Source organism: Thalassolituus sp. ST750PaO-4 (assembly GCF_020320405.1).
GTDB lineage: Bacteria > Pseudomonadota > Gammaproteobacteria > Pseudomonadales > Oceanobacteraceae > Venatoribacter > Venatoribacter alkanivorans.
In genome coordinates this window covers 14,405-32,549 of record NZ_JABVCB010000012.1, presented here as the reverse complement: position 1 = coordinate 32,549, position 18,145 = coordinate 14,405, and the positions used below count along the sequence as shown (strand labels likewise).

At 52.9% G+C, this 18,145-nt stretch carries 15 protein-coding genes; 9 read left to right on the top strand and 6 right to left on the bottom strand.

Going from position 1 to position 18,145, the window contains the following annotated elements; genetic code table 11:
• Positions 1-81: 81 nt before the first annotated feature.
• On the top strand, positions 82-732 hold the full coding sequence (locus HUF18_RS13245) for a chalcone isomerase family protein (RefSeq protein ID WP_225692528.1): 651 nt from the start codon (positions 82-84) through the stop codon (positions 730-732).
• Positions 733-822: 90 nt separating this feature from the next.
• On the opposite strand, the gene HUF18_RS13240 is transcribed toward HUF18_RS13245, so the two are convergent.
• Positions 823-1,410, bottom strand: coding sequence for an OmpW/AlkL family protein (locus tag HUF18_RS13240; RefSeq protein WP_225692527.1), 588 nt, complete (start codon positions 1,408-1,410; stop codon positions 823-825).
• Between the two features lie 328 nt (positions 1,411-1,738).
• Here HUF18_RS13240 and HUF18_RS13235 point away from each other — a divergent pair, with 328 nt between their 5' ends.
• Positions 1,739-3,517, top strand: coding sequence for a HAMP domain-containing protein (locus HUF18_RS13235; RefSeq protein ID WP_225692526.1), 1,779 nt, complete (start codon positions 1,739-1,741; stop codon positions 3,515-3,517).
• An 81-nt stretch (positions 3,518-3,598) separates the two neighbouring features.
• Here the strand turns inward: HUF18_RS13235 and HUF18_RS13230 are convergent, their stop codons facing one another.
• The gene (locus HUF18_RS13230) at positions 3,599-5,404 is read right to left on the bottom strand and encodes an acyl-CoA dehydrogenase C-terminal domain-containing protein (RefSeq protein WP_225692525.1); all 1,806 of its coding nucleotides are present in this window, start codon (positions 5,402-5,404) and stop codon (positions 3,599-3,601) included.
• Positions 5,405-5,630: 226 nt separating this feature from the next.
• A complete protein-coding gene (locus tag HUF18_RS13225) occupies positions 5,631-7,352 on the bottom strand; it encodes an AMP-binding protein (RefSeq protein WP_145468201.1) in 1,722 nt (573 codons plus the stop codon).
• Between the two features lie 132 nt (positions 7,353-7,484).
• Here HUF18_RS13225 and HUF18_RS13220 point away from each other — a divergent pair, with 132 nt between their 5' ends.
• The 7 genes from HUF18_RS13220 to HUF18_RS13190 all read left to right on the top strand — a co-directional run bounded on the left by HUF18_RS13220 (position 7,485) and on the right by HUF18_RS13190 (position 14,550).
• The gene (locus HUF18_RS13220) at positions 7,485-8,534 is read left to right on the top strand and encodes an AraC family transcriptional regulator (protein ID WP_225692524.1); all 1,050 of its coding nucleotides are present in this window, start codon (positions 7,485-7,487) and stop codon (positions 8,532-8,534) included.
• 93 nt (positions 8,535-8,627) lie between these two features.
• On the top strand, positions 8,628-9,695 hold the full coding sequence (locus HUF18_RS13215) for a fatty acid desaturase family protein (protein ID WP_225692523.1): 1,068 nt from the start codon (positions 8,628-8,630) through the stop codon (positions 9,693-9,695).
• A gap of 111 nt (positions 9,696-9,806) precedes the next feature.
• Entirely contained in the window at positions 9,807-10,061 is a 255-nt protein-coding gene (locus HUF18_RS13210; protein ID WP_145468197.1) for a DUF2789 family protein, read from the top strand.
• 7 nt (positions 10,062-10,068) lie between these two features.
• A complete protein-coding gene (locus HUF18_RS13205; protein ID WP_225692522.1) occupies positions 10,069-11,211 on the top strand; it encodes an FIST signal transduction protein in 1,143 nt (380 codons plus the stop codon).
• A complete protein-coding gene (locus HUF18_RS13200; RefSeq protein ID WP_225692521.1) occupies positions 11,196-13,145 on the top strand; it encodes a putative bifunctional diguanylate cyclase/phosphodiesterase in 1,950 nt (649 codons plus the stop codon). The genes HUF18_RS13205 and HUF18_RS13200 overlap by 16 nt, the downstream gene beginning before the upstream one ends.
• A 33-nt stretch (positions 13,146-13,178) precedes the next feature.
• Positions 13,179-13,643 carry a hypothetical protein gene (locus HUF18_RS13195; protein WP_225692520.1) on the top strand — a complete coding sequence of 155 codons (465 nt, stop codon included), beginning with the start codon at positions 13,179-13,181 and terminating at the stop codon, positions 13,641-13,643.
• Positions 13,644-14,061: 418 nt separating this feature from the next.
• Complete coding sequence (locus HUF18_RS13190) at positions 14,062-14,550, top strand: AAA family ATPase (protein WP_225692519.1); 489 nt, start codon at positions 14,062-14,064, stop codon at positions 14,548-14,550.
• Between the two features lie 7 nt (positions 14,551-14,557).
• Here the strand turns inward: HUF18_RS13190 and HUF18_RS13185 are convergent, their stop codons facing one another.
• From HUF18_RS13185 to pdhA, 3 genes are read right to left on the bottom strand one after another with little or no spacing between them, the layout of a single operon-like run.
• Positions 14,558-15,715 carry a dihydrolipoamide acetyltransferase family protein gene (locus HUF18_RS13185; protein ID WP_225692518.1) on the bottom strand — a complete coding sequence of 386 codons (1,158 nt, stop codon included), beginning with the start codon at positions 15,713-15,715 and terminating at the stop codon, positions 14,558-14,560.
• 42 nt (positions 15,716-15,757) lie between these two features.
• Positions 15,758-16,795: an alpha-ketoacid dehydrogenase subunit beta gene (locus HUF18_RS13180; protein WP_225692517.1), complete on the bottom strand. Its 1,038-nt coding sequence runs from the start codon at positions 16,793-16,795 to the stop codon at positions 15,758-15,760.
• A gap of 1 nt (position 16,796) precedes the next feature.
• A complete protein-coding gene (gene pdhA / locus HUF18_RS13175) occupies positions 16,797-17,876 on the bottom strand; it encodes a pyruvate dehydrogenase (acetyl-transferring) E1 component subunit alpha (protein ID WP_225692516.1) in 1,080 nt (359 codons plus the stop codon).
• Positions 17,877-18,145 lie beyond the last annotated feature (269 nt).

The window sequence follows — 18,145 nt, the reverse complement described above, 5'->3', positions numbered from 1 at the left end:
AATTAATTATGACAATCATTGCCCCGGCATGCTCAGGGGCATAGAGTGAAGGCATAACAATAAGAAACCAGAGGGATCGCCATGGTTAATCTGTTATTCCGCAAAGCACTCAAACATCCGCTCATATCGGCTCTGCAACCCGCTCTGCTGATCTCTTTGCTCGCACTGAGCGCAACCAGCCACGCACGCACAATAGAAGGTTTTGAATTTCCGGAAGTTCTGCCGCAATCCACCGATCATCCGGAGTTGCAGCTGAACGGCGCCTCAGTACGCACGTTGTACTATCTGGTCGATACCTACGTTGGTCTGTTGTATGTCGAATCCCCATCCGCCGATGCCAGTCAGCTCATCGAACAGGAAAGCTACAAACGCATCGTTTACCACATTCTGGTGAATCGCGTCAGCGGACGCCGTATCGCCACGGCGATGTATGATGCCCTGCAACTGAACATTACCAGCGACGAGGCCGAACAGATGGATGAACGGCTGGATATGCTGGTAAAAATGTTTGACGGAAAACTGGAGCGCGGTGACGCAGGTTATGTCGACTATGTGCCCGGTGTTGGTTCACGGGTAGTCATCAACGACGAGGTGAAAGGTGTTTTGCCCGGTAAAGATCTGTATGACGCCTTACTGAAAATCTGGATCGGCGAATACCCGGTATCCCATCGTTTTAAAAATGAAATTCTGGGCCTGACTGACCAGCAGCATGCCAATATTGCTGCAGATTAAATTCTTAACAAATAACTTCTCAATCAATAACAACAGATAAAACAAAAAAGCCACGCAATGCGTGGCTTTTTATTTGCTTCCGTTCTGTTATCAGAACTTCATGCCAGCGCCGACCATAAATACCAGCGGGTCGATTTCAATATCAATACCTGTATCATTCAGCTCAGAATCGATGTCCATTTTCCAAACTGCAACGTTAGCCAACATTTTATCGTCGATGTTGTAGTTCAGACCGGCAGAGTAAGCCAAACCCCAACTCTTTTTCAGATGAGTCGCCGCACCATCTTCATCAAAGAAGAAGGTATGGTTTACACCCAGACCCACATAAGGCTGCAGCTTGGAAGCCGGATCCATCAGGTAATACTGGGCAGATACTGTTGGTGGCAGATGTTTGGTAGATGCAATTTTATTACCGTTCAGCGTAACATCATGCTTGAACGGTGTTGCAGCCAGTACTTCAACACCCACCTGAGGGGCTACCATATAGGTCAGGGTCAGCCCCAGTTGAGTATCATCACTGATCTGAGCCTTACCAGCAGCGCCCAAGTCAATATTGTCTTCTTTCGGATTCACGTTAACAACACCAGCCTTAACAATAATATCACCGGCTTCATAAGCCAGAGCTGGCATTGCAGAAACCGCGACTGCGCTTGCTAACAAAGTTTTCAACAGTTTCATTCTGTGTTCCTCATCTATGCTTAAAAGATGAGCTCAGGTTAACGGTTAATCCGGGGTGCCATTTGATGCAAATCAAGAAATAAAAATGGTTAGGCTTATACCCCCAAAGAAGTTGTGACAAATCAACTTCGGACGACATTAACCGCCATTTTCAGCGCTTCTGGCATGAGTATTTCATTGTTTTATCGCAATAAGGCCGCCAGAATGAATAACACTGGCCTGAAATTGCCAGCACAGAGCAGCCCAGACCGTAACGATAGCCATCATTACAGTCATGCTGTAAACCAGGTTAAGCCACAGACCAGACAACTGACTGCGAAGCATTAATTTGAACAATCCAGCCAGCAACAAGAACTACGTATCCATCGGCCGCAAGCTGCTCTCCTACCTGCTTGCCTTCAGCTTCGTGACCACCCTCGCCGCTTTTCTGTACATCCTCATGTCCGATTATCAGCGCGGCATGAGCAGTTATGATAAAAACCTGCACCAGATTCAGACCAGTTACCAGCAGAGCATCAGTTACAGCCTCTGGAATTTTGATTCACGCCAGATTGAGTCTCAGCTCAACGGTATTCTTAACTTCCCCGGCGTGGTCTACGTCTACATAGAAAACCGTGGCAACGTGCTGCACAGTGCAGGCGATGTCTACGGCCAGTCTGACCAACGCTATTCTTTCGCCCTTGATTATCAGAGCGCCGGCCAGTCCTACCATCTGGGAAATCTGCACCTGAACCTGGATTACACCGGGCTGTACAACGAACTCAAACACAAAACCGTAAATATCCTGCTGACGCAGTTTATTAAAACTTTTTCCGTTTCGATCTTTGTGCTGTTTATTGTCCATCAGGTGATTACCCGGCGCCTTGGCCGGATGGCGGAATGGGCCAGCCAGTTCAGTCTGAACAAACTGGATCATCCTCTGGTGCTGAACGATCCGCCGCATAAACGGGACGAGCTGAATATGGTGGCCGATGCCATTAACCGTATGCGTGACACTCTGCAGCAGGATGTTGATGAGCGCGAACGCGCGCGGATGCAGCTGGAAAACACCAAAGAACAGCTCAGCATGGCCATTAATAATGCCGCAATTGGTTTTTGCCGCTATCTGCCGGACAACGACAGCTTCGAATGCAACAACCACTTTGCCAACCAGCTGGCCAGTACCGAACTGGAGCTGGAAAGCATGAAGCATCCAATGGACCGGCTGATGGATATGATCAGCGGCCCGCATGGGGTGGAGCAAAGAGAACGGATTAACAAGCTGCTGCAGGGGCGCATTGCACGTATTCATGATGAGTTCTGCCTATACAACTTCCGCCAGGAAGAATGCTACTTCGATATCACTCTGCAGATCACCCGTTATGATGAAAACCGCCCGCAACAGATATTAATCTGCGTGGTTGACCGGACCAAAGAGCAGATTGCCCGGCGCCATGCGCAGGAACTGACGATTTCACTGGAAAATAAAGTCACGCAACGCACAGAAGAACTATATAACGAGCAGTTGCGCACTAAAGCCACGGTACAAAAGCTGGAATCCGAGCTGGAGCAGATGAATGCCAGTGAGCGTCAACAGCAACAGAAAAAAATCAACCACCTGCTGCTTAATCAACTTGAGCATCTGGCCAAACATATCCATCAGCCGGAAATGTTGCCCGGCATTCAGGTGTTTCTGCAGTATCTGCGCATTACCACCCAGGATATACGCACCAGCATCAACCTGACTCACTGCATTGAAGGCTGGCTGAATCAGGCACAGGAACTGCAATCAATAGAAGTTAACCGGCTGTTGCCCTTCTCGCTGATTATTGAAGAAAACCCGGATCTTATTCACTTTCTGTTTGATTACCTGTTGCTGAAAGATCCTGCATTGCAGTATTGCCGCAAGCTGGATCTGCAACTCCGCCTGGTCGACGATATGGTTCTGACCAGTATCGATTTTCACCTGAACGCTCCATTTGAAGCCGGACAGATTACTCCTGACAGCGAATTTTACGCGCTGTGTGATCATATAATTTCACTGCGTTTTGATGGTGCACTGCAGCGCCAGCTTAAAACACCCACGCAACTGCATCTGGAATTCAGTCTGGATATGGCACGGCTGTAAATTCACCGTAATTTCAGTGAAAAAAGTAACAACAGAAACAAAAAAGCCCGGCATGGCCGGGCTTTTTTATTTTCTTCAGAATCAGAAAGCGAAATGCTCTTCTTTCATCTGCATCAGGGTTTTCGGATCCTTCAGCATCATTTTGGCATGGCCTTTTGCCCGTGGCAGCAGACGGTCAAAATAAAACTCAGCGGTATGAATTTTAGCCTGATAAAAATCACGGTCACCTTTAGCGGATTTAATACCGCTGTAAGCTTTATCAGCCATCTGGGCCCAGAAATATGCCATCACCACATAACCGGAGAACATCAGATAATCCACCGATGCCGCACCCACCATATCGCGGTTTTTTGATGCTTTATAAGCAACACGGAAGGTATTGATACGCCATTGCAGCATATAGCGCTTCAGTTGTTTGATCAGCGGCTTCATTTCTGCACGGTTCTCATGAGTTTTAATAAAAGCCGTGACTTCTGCACGGAATTCATTAAAGGACTTCAGTTTACCCAGCAGAATTTTACGGCCTAAAAGATCCAGCGCCTGAACACCGGTGGTGCCTTCATACAGCTTGGCAATCTGGGTATCACGGACAATCTGCTCCATGCCCCACTCTTTAATAAAGCCATGACCACCGTAAACCTGCACACCGTGGTTAGCCGCTTCGTAGCCCAGCTCGGTCAGGAAAGCTTTCAGAATCGGCGTCAGGAAACCCAGTTTGTCGTCAAACTGTTCGTAGCCTTTATTGTCACCACGATCGTGTGCCGCCATCATAAAATCGGCCAGACGGGCGGCGTGATACAGCATTGCACGACCACCTTCAGCGATGGCCTTCTGGGTCAGCAGCATACGGCGAACATCCGGGTGCACAATCAGGGAGTCTGCTACTTTATCCGGATGCTTGGTGCCACTCAGAGAACGCATGGAACGGCGGTCTTTGGCATAAGGCAGCGCACCCTGGAAAGACAGTTCAGCCGCACCAACGCCCTGAATCGAGGTACCGATACGGGCAGTGTTCATAAAGGTGAACATGCACATCAGGCCTCTGTTTTCCGGTCCGATCAGATAGCCTTTCGCACCATCAAAGTTCATCACACAGGTGGATGAACCGTGAATACCCATTTTTTCTTCAATAGAACCACAGACCACCGGGTTACGGTCACCCAATGAGCCATCAGCGTTCACATGGAATTTCGGTACGATAAACAGCGAAATGCCTTTGGTGCCTTCCGGCGCACCCGGCAGACGGGCCAGTACGATATGCACAATCTGCTCTGTCAGGTCATGCTCACCGGATGAGATAAAAATTTTGGTGCCGGTCAGGCTGTAGCTGCCATCACCATTAGGCTCGGCTTTGGTTTTTACCTGACCCAAATCGGTACCGCACTGCGGCTCAGTCAGACACATAGTGCCGGTCCAGCGACCTTCGGTCATAGGCACCAGATAAGTCTGCTTCTGCTCTTCGGTACCGTGCATATAAATGGTATTCATCGCCCCCAGCGACAGACCAGGGTACATGCCCCATACCCAGTTGGCGGTACCGATCATCTCGGATTTGATCACACCCAGTGACAGAGGTAAGCCCTGACCACCATAAGCAACCGGCGCCGACATACCCTGCCAGCCGCCTTCGACGTACTGACCATAAGCTTCTTTAAAGCCTTTTGGTGTGGTGACTTCGCCGTCATTCCACACACAACCTTCATCGCCGATCTGATACAGCGGTGAAACTACTTCCTCACTGAAGCGCGCAGCTTCGGTCAGGATGGCATCAACCATTTCCGGCGTTGCTTCATCGCCACCCGGAATGTTTTTGTAATGGGACTGAAAATCGAAGACATCGTTAATCAGAAACTGAATATCTTTAAGTGGAGCCTTGTACTGAATCATTTGCACATCCTCAGAATAACGCGGAAATCAGGGCAACAATGGACTGCCCGCTATCGGGTAAAAATGTGCGGCGATTTTGGCAACAGCCGGCCCCAGCGCCATTGGCTACGCTGCCGATGCTGCGCGTCACTTGGGTAACCTGTCGAAGGTTGGCGGTCAGATGCCGGAGGCTGAAATAAAAAAACCCGCGTCAGGCGCGGGCTTTTTTACTCAGGGCTGGAGCCAATCAGGCTGGCTCAGCCTGCTTTTTTGCTTCTTCGTCCTTCAGTTCACGACGCAGAATCTTACCAACCGGAGTCATTGGCAGTTCGCTGCGGAACTCTACATGACGCGGCACTTTATAAGCGGTCATGTTTTCACGGCAGTGTTTCTTGATTTCTTCCACGGTCAGGTTCGGGTCGGTTGCAACCACGAACAATTTCACCGCTTCACCGGTTTTGTCATCCGGTACACCGATAGCTGCACAGTTTTCAACCGCCGGGTGCATCGCGACCACGTCTTCAATTTCGTTCGGATAAACGTTAAAACCGGATACCAGAATCATATCTTTGATACGGTCAACGATCTTCACAAAGCCGTCTTCATCAATCACCGCAACGTCACCGGTACGCAGCCATTCACCATCCGCAGTAAAGCTGTCGGCGGTCGCTTCCGGACGGTTCCAGTAGCCTTTCATTACCTGCGGGCCTTTAACACACAGCTCGCCACGCTCACCGACGGCCACCTCGTTACCTTCCGGATCGATACACTTCAGCGCAGTACCGGGAACGGCCTGACCAACAGTACCCATCTGCTCCAGACCACCGGCCGGGTTCATACACACCGCAGGCGAACATTCAGTTAAACCATAGGCTTCAGAGATGCCACAGCCGGTTGCTTCTTTCCAGCGACGGGCCGTGTCTTCCACCAGCGCAGTACCGCCTGACAGCGTCAGCTTCAGCTGGCTGAAATCGCAGTTCTTGAATTCAGGGTGGTTCAGCAGTGATACAAACAGCGTGTTCAGACCAATAAATCCGGTCAGCTGATGTGGTTTGATCATACGCACGAACATATTGGTGTCGCGCGGATTGGCAATCAGGATGCTGTGATCTCCCAGTTCAAACAGCGCCATCAGATGCACGGTGAAAGAATAAATGTGGTACAGCGGCAGTGGTGCCACCACTTTCACACCGGTATCCGGCTTGATTTGCTGACCATTGCTGTCGGTCTGGCTGAGCATGGCGCGGGCCTGCATCATGTTGGCGACCAGGTTGCGGTTGGTCAGCTCTGCGCCTTTGGCCACACCGGTTGTACCACCGGTGTACTGCAGAATAATGGTGTCATTCGGGTTCTTGATGTAGTTGGCGACAAAACCACCAAACTTAGCGCCCTGTGCCAGTGCCTTACGGAACGGAATGGCATCCGGCAGGTTGTAAGCCGGAACCATTTTCTTCACGTATTTGGCTGCGGCGTTGATCAGTGTGCGTTTCGGGAATGGCAGCATATCGGCCAGACTGGTCACGATAATATGCTTCAGACCGGTTTCCGCGCGGATGTTCTGTACCGATTTGGCAAAGACATCCATACACACCAGCGCCTTGGCACCGGAGTCATTAAACTGGTGCAGCATTTCCCGTTCGGTATACAGCGGGTTGGTGTTAACCACCACCATACCGGCACGCAGGGCACCGTACATGGCAATCGGGAATTGCAGGATATTCGGCATCTGAATGGCGATACGGTCGCCGGGCTTCAGAGTGGTGTGATTTTGCAGGTAAGCAGCAAAGGCTGCGCTGTATTCGTCAATCTGACGATATGTCAGGGTGTAGCCAATGCTGGTAAAGGCGGCACGGTCGGCATAACGCTGAAATGCGCTTTCCACCACTTCCACTACTGCATTGTATTTATTCAGATCGATTTGATCACTGACACCAGGTGCGCGCTTGCCGTCCCAGAAAGATGCTTCCACAGGGTTCCCCTTCAGAATTCAGGTTTTTGTTTTTTTAATGGCCAAAACTATGACCGAAAGCCGCGTTGAGTTAAAGAGGAAAACGTGACATGCTTCCGGTCATAACACGCCAACTGAAACATTCCGACCACTATGTCACAGTCCTCCGCTGCCAGCCGGGCCTTTATCGGCACTGAATATCTGTCACAACTGATTGACCTGCTCGCCCAGCAGGGGATCAGCACCGCACAGTTAGCTCAGGGCACCGGTCTGAGTGGTAAGACGCTGGCTTCTGCACAGGAATTTATCTCCCCCCTGCAGTATCACAAGGTGGTAGAAAACGCGCTGGCGCTGAGCGGCGATCCGCTGCTCGGGCTGGAGCATGGAAAACGGATGAATATTTCCAGCCATGGCTTTCTCGGCTTTGCCATTATGGCCAGCGATACTCTGGGTCAGGCTCTGTCGCTGGCGATCCGCTATGCACGCACCCGTACCTTGCTGGCCGATATCCGCTTTATTCATGACCATGACACCGCCATCATTCAGATCAACCGTCTGGCCGCCATGCCAAGCACCTTCAGTTTTGTCGTGCAGAATATTATTTCAACGCTGGTCACCATTGCCCGTTTTCTGACCCAGAACAGTGAAGAACTGACAGCCGTAGCCAAATTTACCGATGCCCCGGTGCGCCCGGGTTCCTGTTACGAAGGTGTTCTCGGCATTCCGGTGATGTTCAACCAGCCACACAATCAGCTCTGTATACCGGCCTGGCTGCTGGATACTCCGGTATCTACCGCCAACACCACCGCGCGGCGTATGGCGGAAGCCGAATGTGAAAAGCAGCTGGCCGAACTTGATCGTGGCCAGGATCTGGTAACCCAGATCCGCCGCCGCCTCGACCGTATGGATGCGTTTCCGACGCTTACCGTTATGGCTAAAACGCTGAACTCCAGCCCGCGCACCATTAACCGCCAGCTGGCCCAGCTGAACACTACCTATCAGAATATTATTGATGAGGCACGGCGCGAACAGGCCCTGCATCTGCTGCTGGAAACCAATACCTCGGTGGAAGATATTGCCCACCAGCTGGGTTACAACGACCCTTCAAACTTCGGCCGTGCCTTCCGTCGCTGGCTGGGGGAATCACCACGGGCTTTCCGTAAAAGAGCACGGGAGCAATATCCTGCTCAGCCCGACGAATAAAGTACTGGTACGCAGCAGCAATCCTGAGACGGGCGTTTTACAAAACCTCAAACTCAGGTAGCATGGCGGCAACGATAACAATCATAATAAATCATGAATCAGGTTCATTTTCCTGCCGGCCAGCGCCCGGTATATCAGCAGCTTTCCGCTCAGGTTAATCAGTATTTTCAGCAGCAGGGCATTGCCAAAAGCGGTGACCAGCGTCTGTACCGTAAAGCCATTCTTATTTTGCTGCTGTTTAGCGCCAGCTATGCCGCCCTGCTGTTACTGCCTGCACCCTGGAGTCTGGCCGCCTGGTTTATACATGGTATAGCCACCGCCCTTGTGGGTTTTAACGTGATGCACGATGGCGCTCACGAATCTTTCAGCCGCTCACGGCGTCTCAACCGGCTGGCCGCGCTTACCTTTAATCTGATCGGCAGTAACCGTTTTTACTGGGCACAGAAACACAACCGTAATCATCACAGCTTTACCAATGTGGACGAGGTTGATGAAGACATTGATGCGCTGGAGCTGTTCCGAATGAGCCCGCATCAGCGTCGTTTCTGGTTTCACCGTTATCAGCATATTTATGTCTGGCTGCTGTATCCGCTGACCAGTCTGTTCTGGTTTTTTGCTCTCGACTACAAAGCGTATTTTCGCCAGAAAATCGCCCAGCGGCCGTTCAGCCATCGCTTGTCCGCCGCAGATCATCTGGAATTCTGGGCCAGCAAGCTGCTGTATCTGCTGATTTATATCGCGCTGCCGCTGAGCCTTGCCGACGGCACCACCGTTATTACCGGCTTTTTACTCATGCATGCCATCTTAGGCTTTTTATTTGCTGTGGTATTTCAGCTCGCTCACATAGTCGAACAGGCGGAATTTCCGCAGCCCACGGCCGATGGCAGCATGGAAGACGAATGGGCGGCACACCAGTTACGCACCACCGTCGACTTTGCCACCGACAGCCGTTTCCTGACCTGGGCTCTGGGGGGGCTGAACTTTCAGGTCGAACACCACCTGTTTCCCCGGGTCAGTCATATTCACTACCCAGCACTGCACCGCTTACTGCAGGAATCCTGCAACCGTCAGGGTCATTCTATCCGCAGTTATCCCAGCCTCGGCGCGGCACTGAAAGGTCATTACCATCATCTGCGCCAGCTTGGCCGCAGCGACGGATAGGCAACACTCTTCCAGCAAGCTGCTAAACTGAACATTGAGAGTTTTAACCGCTGATTTCTGAACTAAATCAGAGGATTACCAAAAATACACTCATGTTTCAGGAGTATGCTCATGGAATCGCCAGTACACAGCCTTAACGGCCTGTTTGCACAACTCGGCCTGCCAAACTCCGACCAGAATATCGCCGACTTTATCGAGCAGCATAAACCCGTTGCAGACAATAAAAAGCTGGCCGAGCTCGACTTTTTCAATAATTCACAGCAGGCATTTCTGCGTGAATCGCTGGCTCAGGATGCTGACTGGGCCGAGGTTATCGATACCCTCGACAGCCTCCTGCGTCATGCCGCTGACATCCGTCCCTGCTGATTACTGAATGCAGGTCAGCCAGCATATCTGGGACGCCACCAGCGTCCCGCCACAGTGGTCCCCGGCCCTGACTGAAGGTCAGGCTGATCTGTTGCTGCTGTTTGCCTCTGTTGATCCGGCCGCAGCGATCAGCACGTTGCAGCAACACTTTCCGGAAACACCTTTGTGCGGCTGCTCAGCCAGCGGCGAAATTCATCAGCAGCGGGTGATCGACAACAGCATCACTCTTACGGTTATCCGCTTTGCACATACCCGGATCAGACTCGTGACCGAATGCGTTGACGGTATTGAAGGCAGCCGCCAGGCCGGCATTCGTGTGGCGCAGCAACTGCAGCAGGACGATTTAATTCACATACTGGTGTTTGCCAATGGCCTCAGTGTGAATGGCAGCCAGCTGGTAGCCGGACTTAACCAACAGCTAGCTCCCTTCAACCATATATCCGGTGGTATTGCCGCCGATGGTGAACGCTTTAAACAAACCTGGCTGTACACCAGCGATGGCCGGTTCAGCCACCACGTCTGCGGTATCGGATTTTACGGCCAACATCTCAGTGTGAGCTGTGGCAGCTATGGCGGCTGGGACCCGTTCGGCCCAAAACGCCGCATTACCCGCGCCCGGGGTAATCGCTTGTATGAACTTGATGATATCTGCGCCCTTGATCTGTATGAAAAATACCTGGGTCATTATGCCGACCAGCTGCCGGCATCCGGCCTGCGCTTTCCATTGCTGATCTCCGCTGCAGACAACGACCCCGTCGTCTGCTCGGTGCTCGGCATTGACTGGCAGGAACGCTGCCTGCTGTTTGGCGCCGACATCCCTGAGCAACATTTCGCGCAACTGATGCGTGCGAATGTTGACCGTCTGATCGACGGTGCTCATACCGCCTGCCAGCAGGTCAGCCAACAAAACCAGGCAACACCGGATTTTGCCCTGCTGGTCAGCTGCGTCGGCAGACGGGTGGTGATGCAACAATTAATTGATGAAGAACTGGAAGCCTTCAGCGAGACACTGGGAGCCGATATCCCGGTCTGCGGTTTCTACTCTTACGGAGAAATTGCACCCAACCGCGGAGTCGGTAAGTGCAATCTGCACAACCAAACGCTGACCATTACTACATTTACTGAGCGAACAGCATGCACCGACTGCTGAAACGACAGCTGAAACGACATTTTCAGGAAACTGTCCCGGAAACATTCCAGCCTCTGTTGCAGGCTATCAGCAGCGCTTACGAGCAGGCAGATCTTGACCGCGAAATGCTCGAACGCTCACTGGCATTGACAGCAGAAGAGCTGCTGGAGCGCAATCAGCGTCTGAGCCAGAACCTGCAGACGCAGCAACAGGCGCAAGCCGATCTCAAAGCCTCCTATGAAATTCTTGATGCGACCCTGAATGCCTCAAAAGAAGGGATTCTGGTCGTCAGTGCCGATACCGACCGGCCGATTGCCGTCAATAAACACTATTTACTGCTGATGGGGCTGAGCGAAGAACGTATCAATCATATGACCGGCGCAGATCTGTTCCGTAATTCTTTTCTGCAATTATTTGAAGGTCAGCAACTGTATGATCAGCTGAAAGAAATGCGCAATCATGAGCATGGCAGTCACCGTATTTACCCGATGCGTAAAGGCGGCTGGCTTGAAGTCTATGCAGTCAAACACCCGGTCGCCGGTTATATCTGGATGCTGCGTGATATCAGCGAAATCCGTGAAAAAGAAGAAACCATCACCTATCAGGCACAACACGACAGCCTGACCGGTCTGCCTAACCGGGTACTGCTGCAGGACCGGCTGGAACTGAGCATTAACCGCGCACAGGCGCAACATTCGCGCATTGCTCTGTGTTATATCGATCTTGATGGCTTTAAAACCATCAACGACAGCCTTGGCCATGCCAGCGGTGACAAACTGCTGATCGAAGTGGCCCTGCGCCTGAAACAGGGAATCAAACCGCAGGATACGTTAGCCCGTGTCGGCGGTGATGAATTTGTGGTCATCATGGATGACATCAGCAGTCAGGACGAAGTACTGCAGCGAGCTGATAATATGCTGGCCACCCTGATGCCACCGGTCGAACTGGATCAGCGCAGCTTTTTTATCGGCGCCTCTATCGGTATTGCCATGTACCCTAATGATGGAGAAAGCACCGGCCTGCTGATGCGTAATGCCGACATTGCCATGTACCGCGCCAAAGCCAACGGTAAAAACTGCTTCCACTTTTTTACCCCGTCACTGGAACGTATCGCCCAGCATCGCCTGCAGATGGAAACCGAACTGCGTAAAGCCATTGAGCAGGATCAGCTCGAGCTTTATTACCAGCCAAAAGTATTTTTGCAGAATGATCCGCGCGGCGCCCGTACCGGCCAGTTGCACAGTTTTGAAGCCCTGCTGCGCTGGCAGCGGCCGGACGGCAGTTTCGTATCACCGGAAAGTTTTATTCATATCGCCGAAGAAGCCGGCATGATTTCCCAGATCGGCCAGATGGTGGTTGAAAAAGCCTGTCATCAGGCCCGCCAGTGGCTGAATGAAGGCTATGAAAGCAATATCAGCATCAATTTATCACCGCGCCAGTTTCTGATTCCCGGCTTTCATGAAGATATTGTCGATACCATCCGCTCTTACGGTATTCCATCGGCGATGATTTCAGTTGAAATTACGGAAAGCCTGCTGATGCAGGATCTGGTCAGTGCCAGAGGCGTGCTGGAATATTTCCGCGCACACGATGTCTTTGTTTATCTGGATGATTTTGGCAGTGGATTTTCCTCACTGAATTATCTGAAGACACTACCGGTCGATGCGATCAAAATTGACCGCACTTTTGTCCGCGATTTAAGTACCAGCCGCGCCGATCGTGCCATCGCCAACACCATCATCACCCTCGGTAAACAGTTGAATAAACTGATCGTGGCCGAAGGTATCGAAACCGTTGAGCAGGCCAATTTTCTGATCGACAGCGGCTGTGATCTGGCGCAGGGGTATTTTTATGGCCGCCCGGTCAACGGCGAGAGCGCCCGGCATTATTTTCAGTTAAGTCCGACCCTGCCTGCAGCCACCTCCCCCCTTGCCAAACCCGGTGCATCTGAGTAGATTCGCCGCATCCCTGAATGCTGAGAGGCCACTGTGAAATATCCGCAATTTATTGCCATCGACGGCAGTTCATTTGAAGAACACGCCCATCCGGTTGCCATTGCCTGGTCGCAGTCCGATGGCCAGATCAAAACCACTCTGATTCAGCCGGAAGATGATTGGGACGACTGGGATATCAGCCTGCAGGACCTGCACGGCATCAACCCCGACACCCTGTATCAGCGTGGTGAAACCGCCTGGTCGGTGATGCGTGAGCTGGAACACGATCTGGAACAGCCTTATCTGTTTGCCGACGATCCCGTGCGGGTAACAGAGCTGCTGGAAAAACTCTATGACGCCTGCAGCCGCGATCTGAGCATTGAAATCAGTGACTGCCGCGACGAATGGCAGGATGCTAACGCACTGGATGAAAATGAATTACACCACCTGCCCTGCGACGAGCGGGTTCACCGTATGCTGCTGGCCTGGGCACAGGAACACGCTGCTGCTCGCGAATAACAAGCCGGAAATAACAAACAGAGTACATTGCCAGCGCCGTGCTCTCCTGATAAAACCTTAGGGCCTGTCGACACTAATTAAACAGGCCTGTTATTGGCTAAAAATTTCTCAGGCAAGGCGCTGAGAGTGTGGGATGTTCAGCACATCCCTGTGCTTTCCCCCTTCGGGGTTGGAACGCCAATCTGTTCCAGACAGATTGGTAACGGGTTAAGCGAGCGAACAGCAACGCAGGATGAGGGATTTTTAGCCATAACCCTTCGGGCTGAGGCCAGTTTTCCTCATTAACGTCGTCGTTCGTCATTCATTTAACCCGCTAATATCACTCCTCTCTCCTTGTTCTGAGAAAAACTGGCTCTCAGCAGGACCTATTCAATTAGTGTCGACAGGCCCTAGCAATCAACATTATCAGGAGAACGTCATGGCGAGCGGAATGCTGGTCTTTTTCTGCGGCAAAATGGGAGCGGGAAAATCCACTCTCGCCCGGCAATTGTCACAAAAAAATAACACCATTCTTATTTCAGAAGATCAGTGGCTGGCGGCCCTTTACCCACAACAGATCCATACCATAAAGGATTATCTGCGCTGCTCGGCTCAGTTAAAAAATATCCTGAACGAACATATCAGCCTGCTGCTAAACAATGGCCTGACACTGATTCTCGATTTTCCCGGCAACACCATTGAGCAACGCCGCTGGTTTAAACATCTTATTGAAAACAGTCAGTGCCGGCACCGGTTAATTTGCCTGGATCACAGCGATGAGCGCTGCCTGAAGCAGCTTGCTCAACGCCGCAAAGAACAACCGCAACGCGCGGCATTTGATAACGAGGAAACCTTCTATCATCTGAGTCAGTATTTTCAGTTACCGACAGAAGATGAAGGTTTTACGGTTGAGTGGCCGGAGGATTAAAACCGGATCAGCGGTCAATCAAGTCCGGCTCTTTCTGCAAATCGGTAATAACAGCCGCTAAGAAACGACTGGCTTCCCCGCCGGTGACCGCCCGGTGATCAAAGGTCAGTGACAAGGGCAGCACCTTACCGGCAAAGAGTTCACCCATGGCACACAGCGGTTTCTCCAGCACCCGTCCAGCACCCAGAATCGCCATAGTCGGAGGTACCACCACCGGAGTGCCATAACGCCCGGCGATGGCGCCATAGTTCGATAGGGTAATGGTTGCGCCCTGCATTTCCCGCGGCGGAATGGTACGGGCGCGGACATCGGCTTTCAGCCGGTCGAGGCCGGCACGTAGGTCATCTGCGCTGCGGTTGGCAACGTCACGCAATACAGGTACAAACAAACCCTGCTCGGTATCAACCGCAATACCCAGGTCAATCTGACTGATCAGTCGCCGGGTCATCTGCTGATGCTGTTCATCACCGTGAAACCAGCCATTTAAATCCGGTACCGCCGCACAGCCTGCAGCTATGGCCTGCACCAGCCGGACACTGACATCCTCAGTGGTTTCCCAGTGCGACACATCGGCTTCATCAAACAGCGTGACGGGCACTACCTGAGCATGAGCCAGTGCCATGGTACGGGCCATGCTTTTGCGCACACCGGTCAGGCGTTCCCCCTGCCCCAGTTGCTGATCCAGACGCCCGGCTTTTTCCACATCATCGGCCGTAATGCGGCCATCCGGCCCACTGCCACTGATCTGCTGAATATCCACATTCAGACGCCGTGCCAGTGCCCGAACACTGGGCGTGACCCGCACCCGCGCGCCGGCATTCAGGCTGTTGCCCTGGCCAATCACAAAATGATCTTCGCTGCGTTCGCGCGCAACCGGCATTTCGCCGACCACCGAGCCGTTATCTTCACGCCCTGCAGTGTCAGAGCCTTCATCCTGCACAAACTCAACCAGTGGCTCACCGGTATTGACGGTATCACCGGGTTCACCAAAACAATGGCTGACCACCCCGGCACAGGGAGATGGCAGTTCAACAATGGCTTTTGCGGTTTCAACCGATAACAACAGCTGGTCAACCGCCACCGTATCACCGGCTTTTACATGCCACTCCACGATATCGGCATCGGCCAGCCCTTCACCCAGATCGGGCAAGCGGAAATAACGCATAAACACTCCTGATGTATCAGGCTTTTGATTTTTATGTCTGTTTTAACGGTAGCTCATGCATTGGTTAACGGCGGCCACAATGTCGGCCACCTGTGGCAGATACAGCTGCTCCTGGCGGAAATACGGCATTGGTGTATCAAAGCCTGTCACCCGGATCACCGGAGCCTGCAGTAAATCGAGGCTCTGCTCGCTCAGGCGGGCGGAAATATCCGCGCCAATACCGCCACTGCGCGCGGCCTCATGCACAATCACACAACGGCCGGTCTTTTCGACCGAGGCGCGGATGCTGTCCATATCCAGCGGACTGACCGTCGCCACATCCACAACTTCGGCGCTGATGCCCTGCTGTTCCAGCGCCTGCACCGCCTCCAGAGTTTCCTGAATGCAGGCCCCCCAGCTGACCAGTGTGATATCGCTGCCCTCACGCAGAATAAAAACCTTGTCCAGTGGCAGACGCGCGCCGTCATCCACCAGCGGTTGTTTCAGCGCGCGGTACAGGCGCTTGGGCTCAAGAAAGAGCACCGGGTCCGGGTCATCAATCGCACTCAGCAACAAACCATAGGCACGCCGAGGCGAAGATGGAATCACCACCCGGATACCGGGGATATGGGCAAATAATGCCTCTGTACTTTCGGAATGATGCTCGGGCGCATGAATGCCGCCGCCAAAAGGAGCACGCACCACCAGCGGGCAATGTAACCGTCCACGGGTACGGTTACGCAGCCGGGCAGCATGGGTCACCAGCTGTTCCATGGCCGGGAAGATAAAGCCCATAAACTGAATTTCAGCGACCGGTTTCAGTCCCTGGCTGGCCATACCGATCGCCGTACCGGCAATCAGCGTCTCTGCCAATGGCGTATCCATTACCCGCTCACGGCCAAAGCGATCCTGCAGCCCTTGTGTGGCGCGGAACACACCGCCATTGCGGCCGATATCTTCGCCCAGAAGGACGACGTTCGGATCTTCGCTCAGCGCCCGTGCCAGCGCCAGGTTCACCGCTTCGACCAGAGTCAGATCGCCCTGAGTCAGATCACGGGATGCAGATGCACTGCTGAATGAGTCTGTTGTTTGATTGACCATGTCACACCTCCCGTGCCGTCATACGTGCTGCAAACAGATCAAGCTGCTCATCCAGTGCAGGTGGCCATTCGGCGTACAAATGGTCGAACATGGCCTCTGCTGCCTGCGGTGGTGTTGCCAGATACTGCTCAACGGCCTTGCTGACGACCGTATGGCAGTGATCCTGCCAGCGTGCATCCATGGCTTCGTTCCAGGCGCCCTGAGTTGTCAGGAACTGACATAAACGCCGAACCGGCTCCCGCTCCCAGGCGGCTTTAACTTCATCATCGGTCCGGTAACGGCTGGCATCATCGGCGGTGGTGTGATCCCCGAGACGGTAGCTTACCGCTTCAATCAGCGTCGGCCCCTTACGGTGCCGTGCCCGCTCCAGTGCATCGCCGACCACATCCAGCATGGCGATAATATCGTTACCATCCACCTGCACGCTGTGTATACCCGCACCCCAGCCTTTTTGGGCCAGCGTGGGGGCTCCGCACTGTGCAGCACGCGGCACCGAAATCGCCCACTGATTATTGTTGATCACAAACACCACCGGCAGATGCCAGGTACCGGCCAGGTTCAGTGCTTCGAGGAAGTCACCTTTAGAGGTTGCACCATCGCCCAGGGTGCAGAGTACGGCCTGTGGCTGTTTACGGAACTTCAGTGCAGCCGCAGCCCCGACTGCATGGCCACACTGACTGGCAATCGGCACACAAACCGGTAAATCCTGTGCCGGGCCAGCATGACTGCCACGCTCATCTCCTCCCCAGTACAGCAACAGATCGTGCATGGCCGCACCACGGATAAGCTGCGTGGCATGATCACGGTAATAAGGAACAAAAATATCCTGCTCTTCCAGCGCCAGGCCACAGGCAACGCCAATGGCTTCCTGCCCGACCGAAGATGGAAAAGTGCCAAGCTGACCCGTGCGCTGCAGAGCAACCGCCTTCTGATCAAACATCCGCGTCAGCATCATCCACTCATAGGCACGCAGCAAAGGCTCAGGCTCATGGGCCCAGAGCGGAACTTCCCGCACCGGTACGCCATCTTCACCAAGATACTGCACCATGGCTGCAGCATGAACACCAGGAACATTACTCATAACACAACCCTCCCTCAGCGCCGGTAGCGCAGGCACACTTGTCAGTGGTACAGATAAGTGTGCGAGCCCGGTTGCCCGGCCAGCCACTCAGATACAGACAGGAAAGAAAACAGAACAGAAGCCGCATGCCATCCGCAGCGACGCGATACGTCATACAACTGACAAGGATCTGTCTGGCGACAGACTGACAAAGCAAATGAAAACGCATCCTGCACCTCCGGCTTTTGGCCTGAGTCCGCCTGACGGGCGGCTAATTGAACAGGTGCATC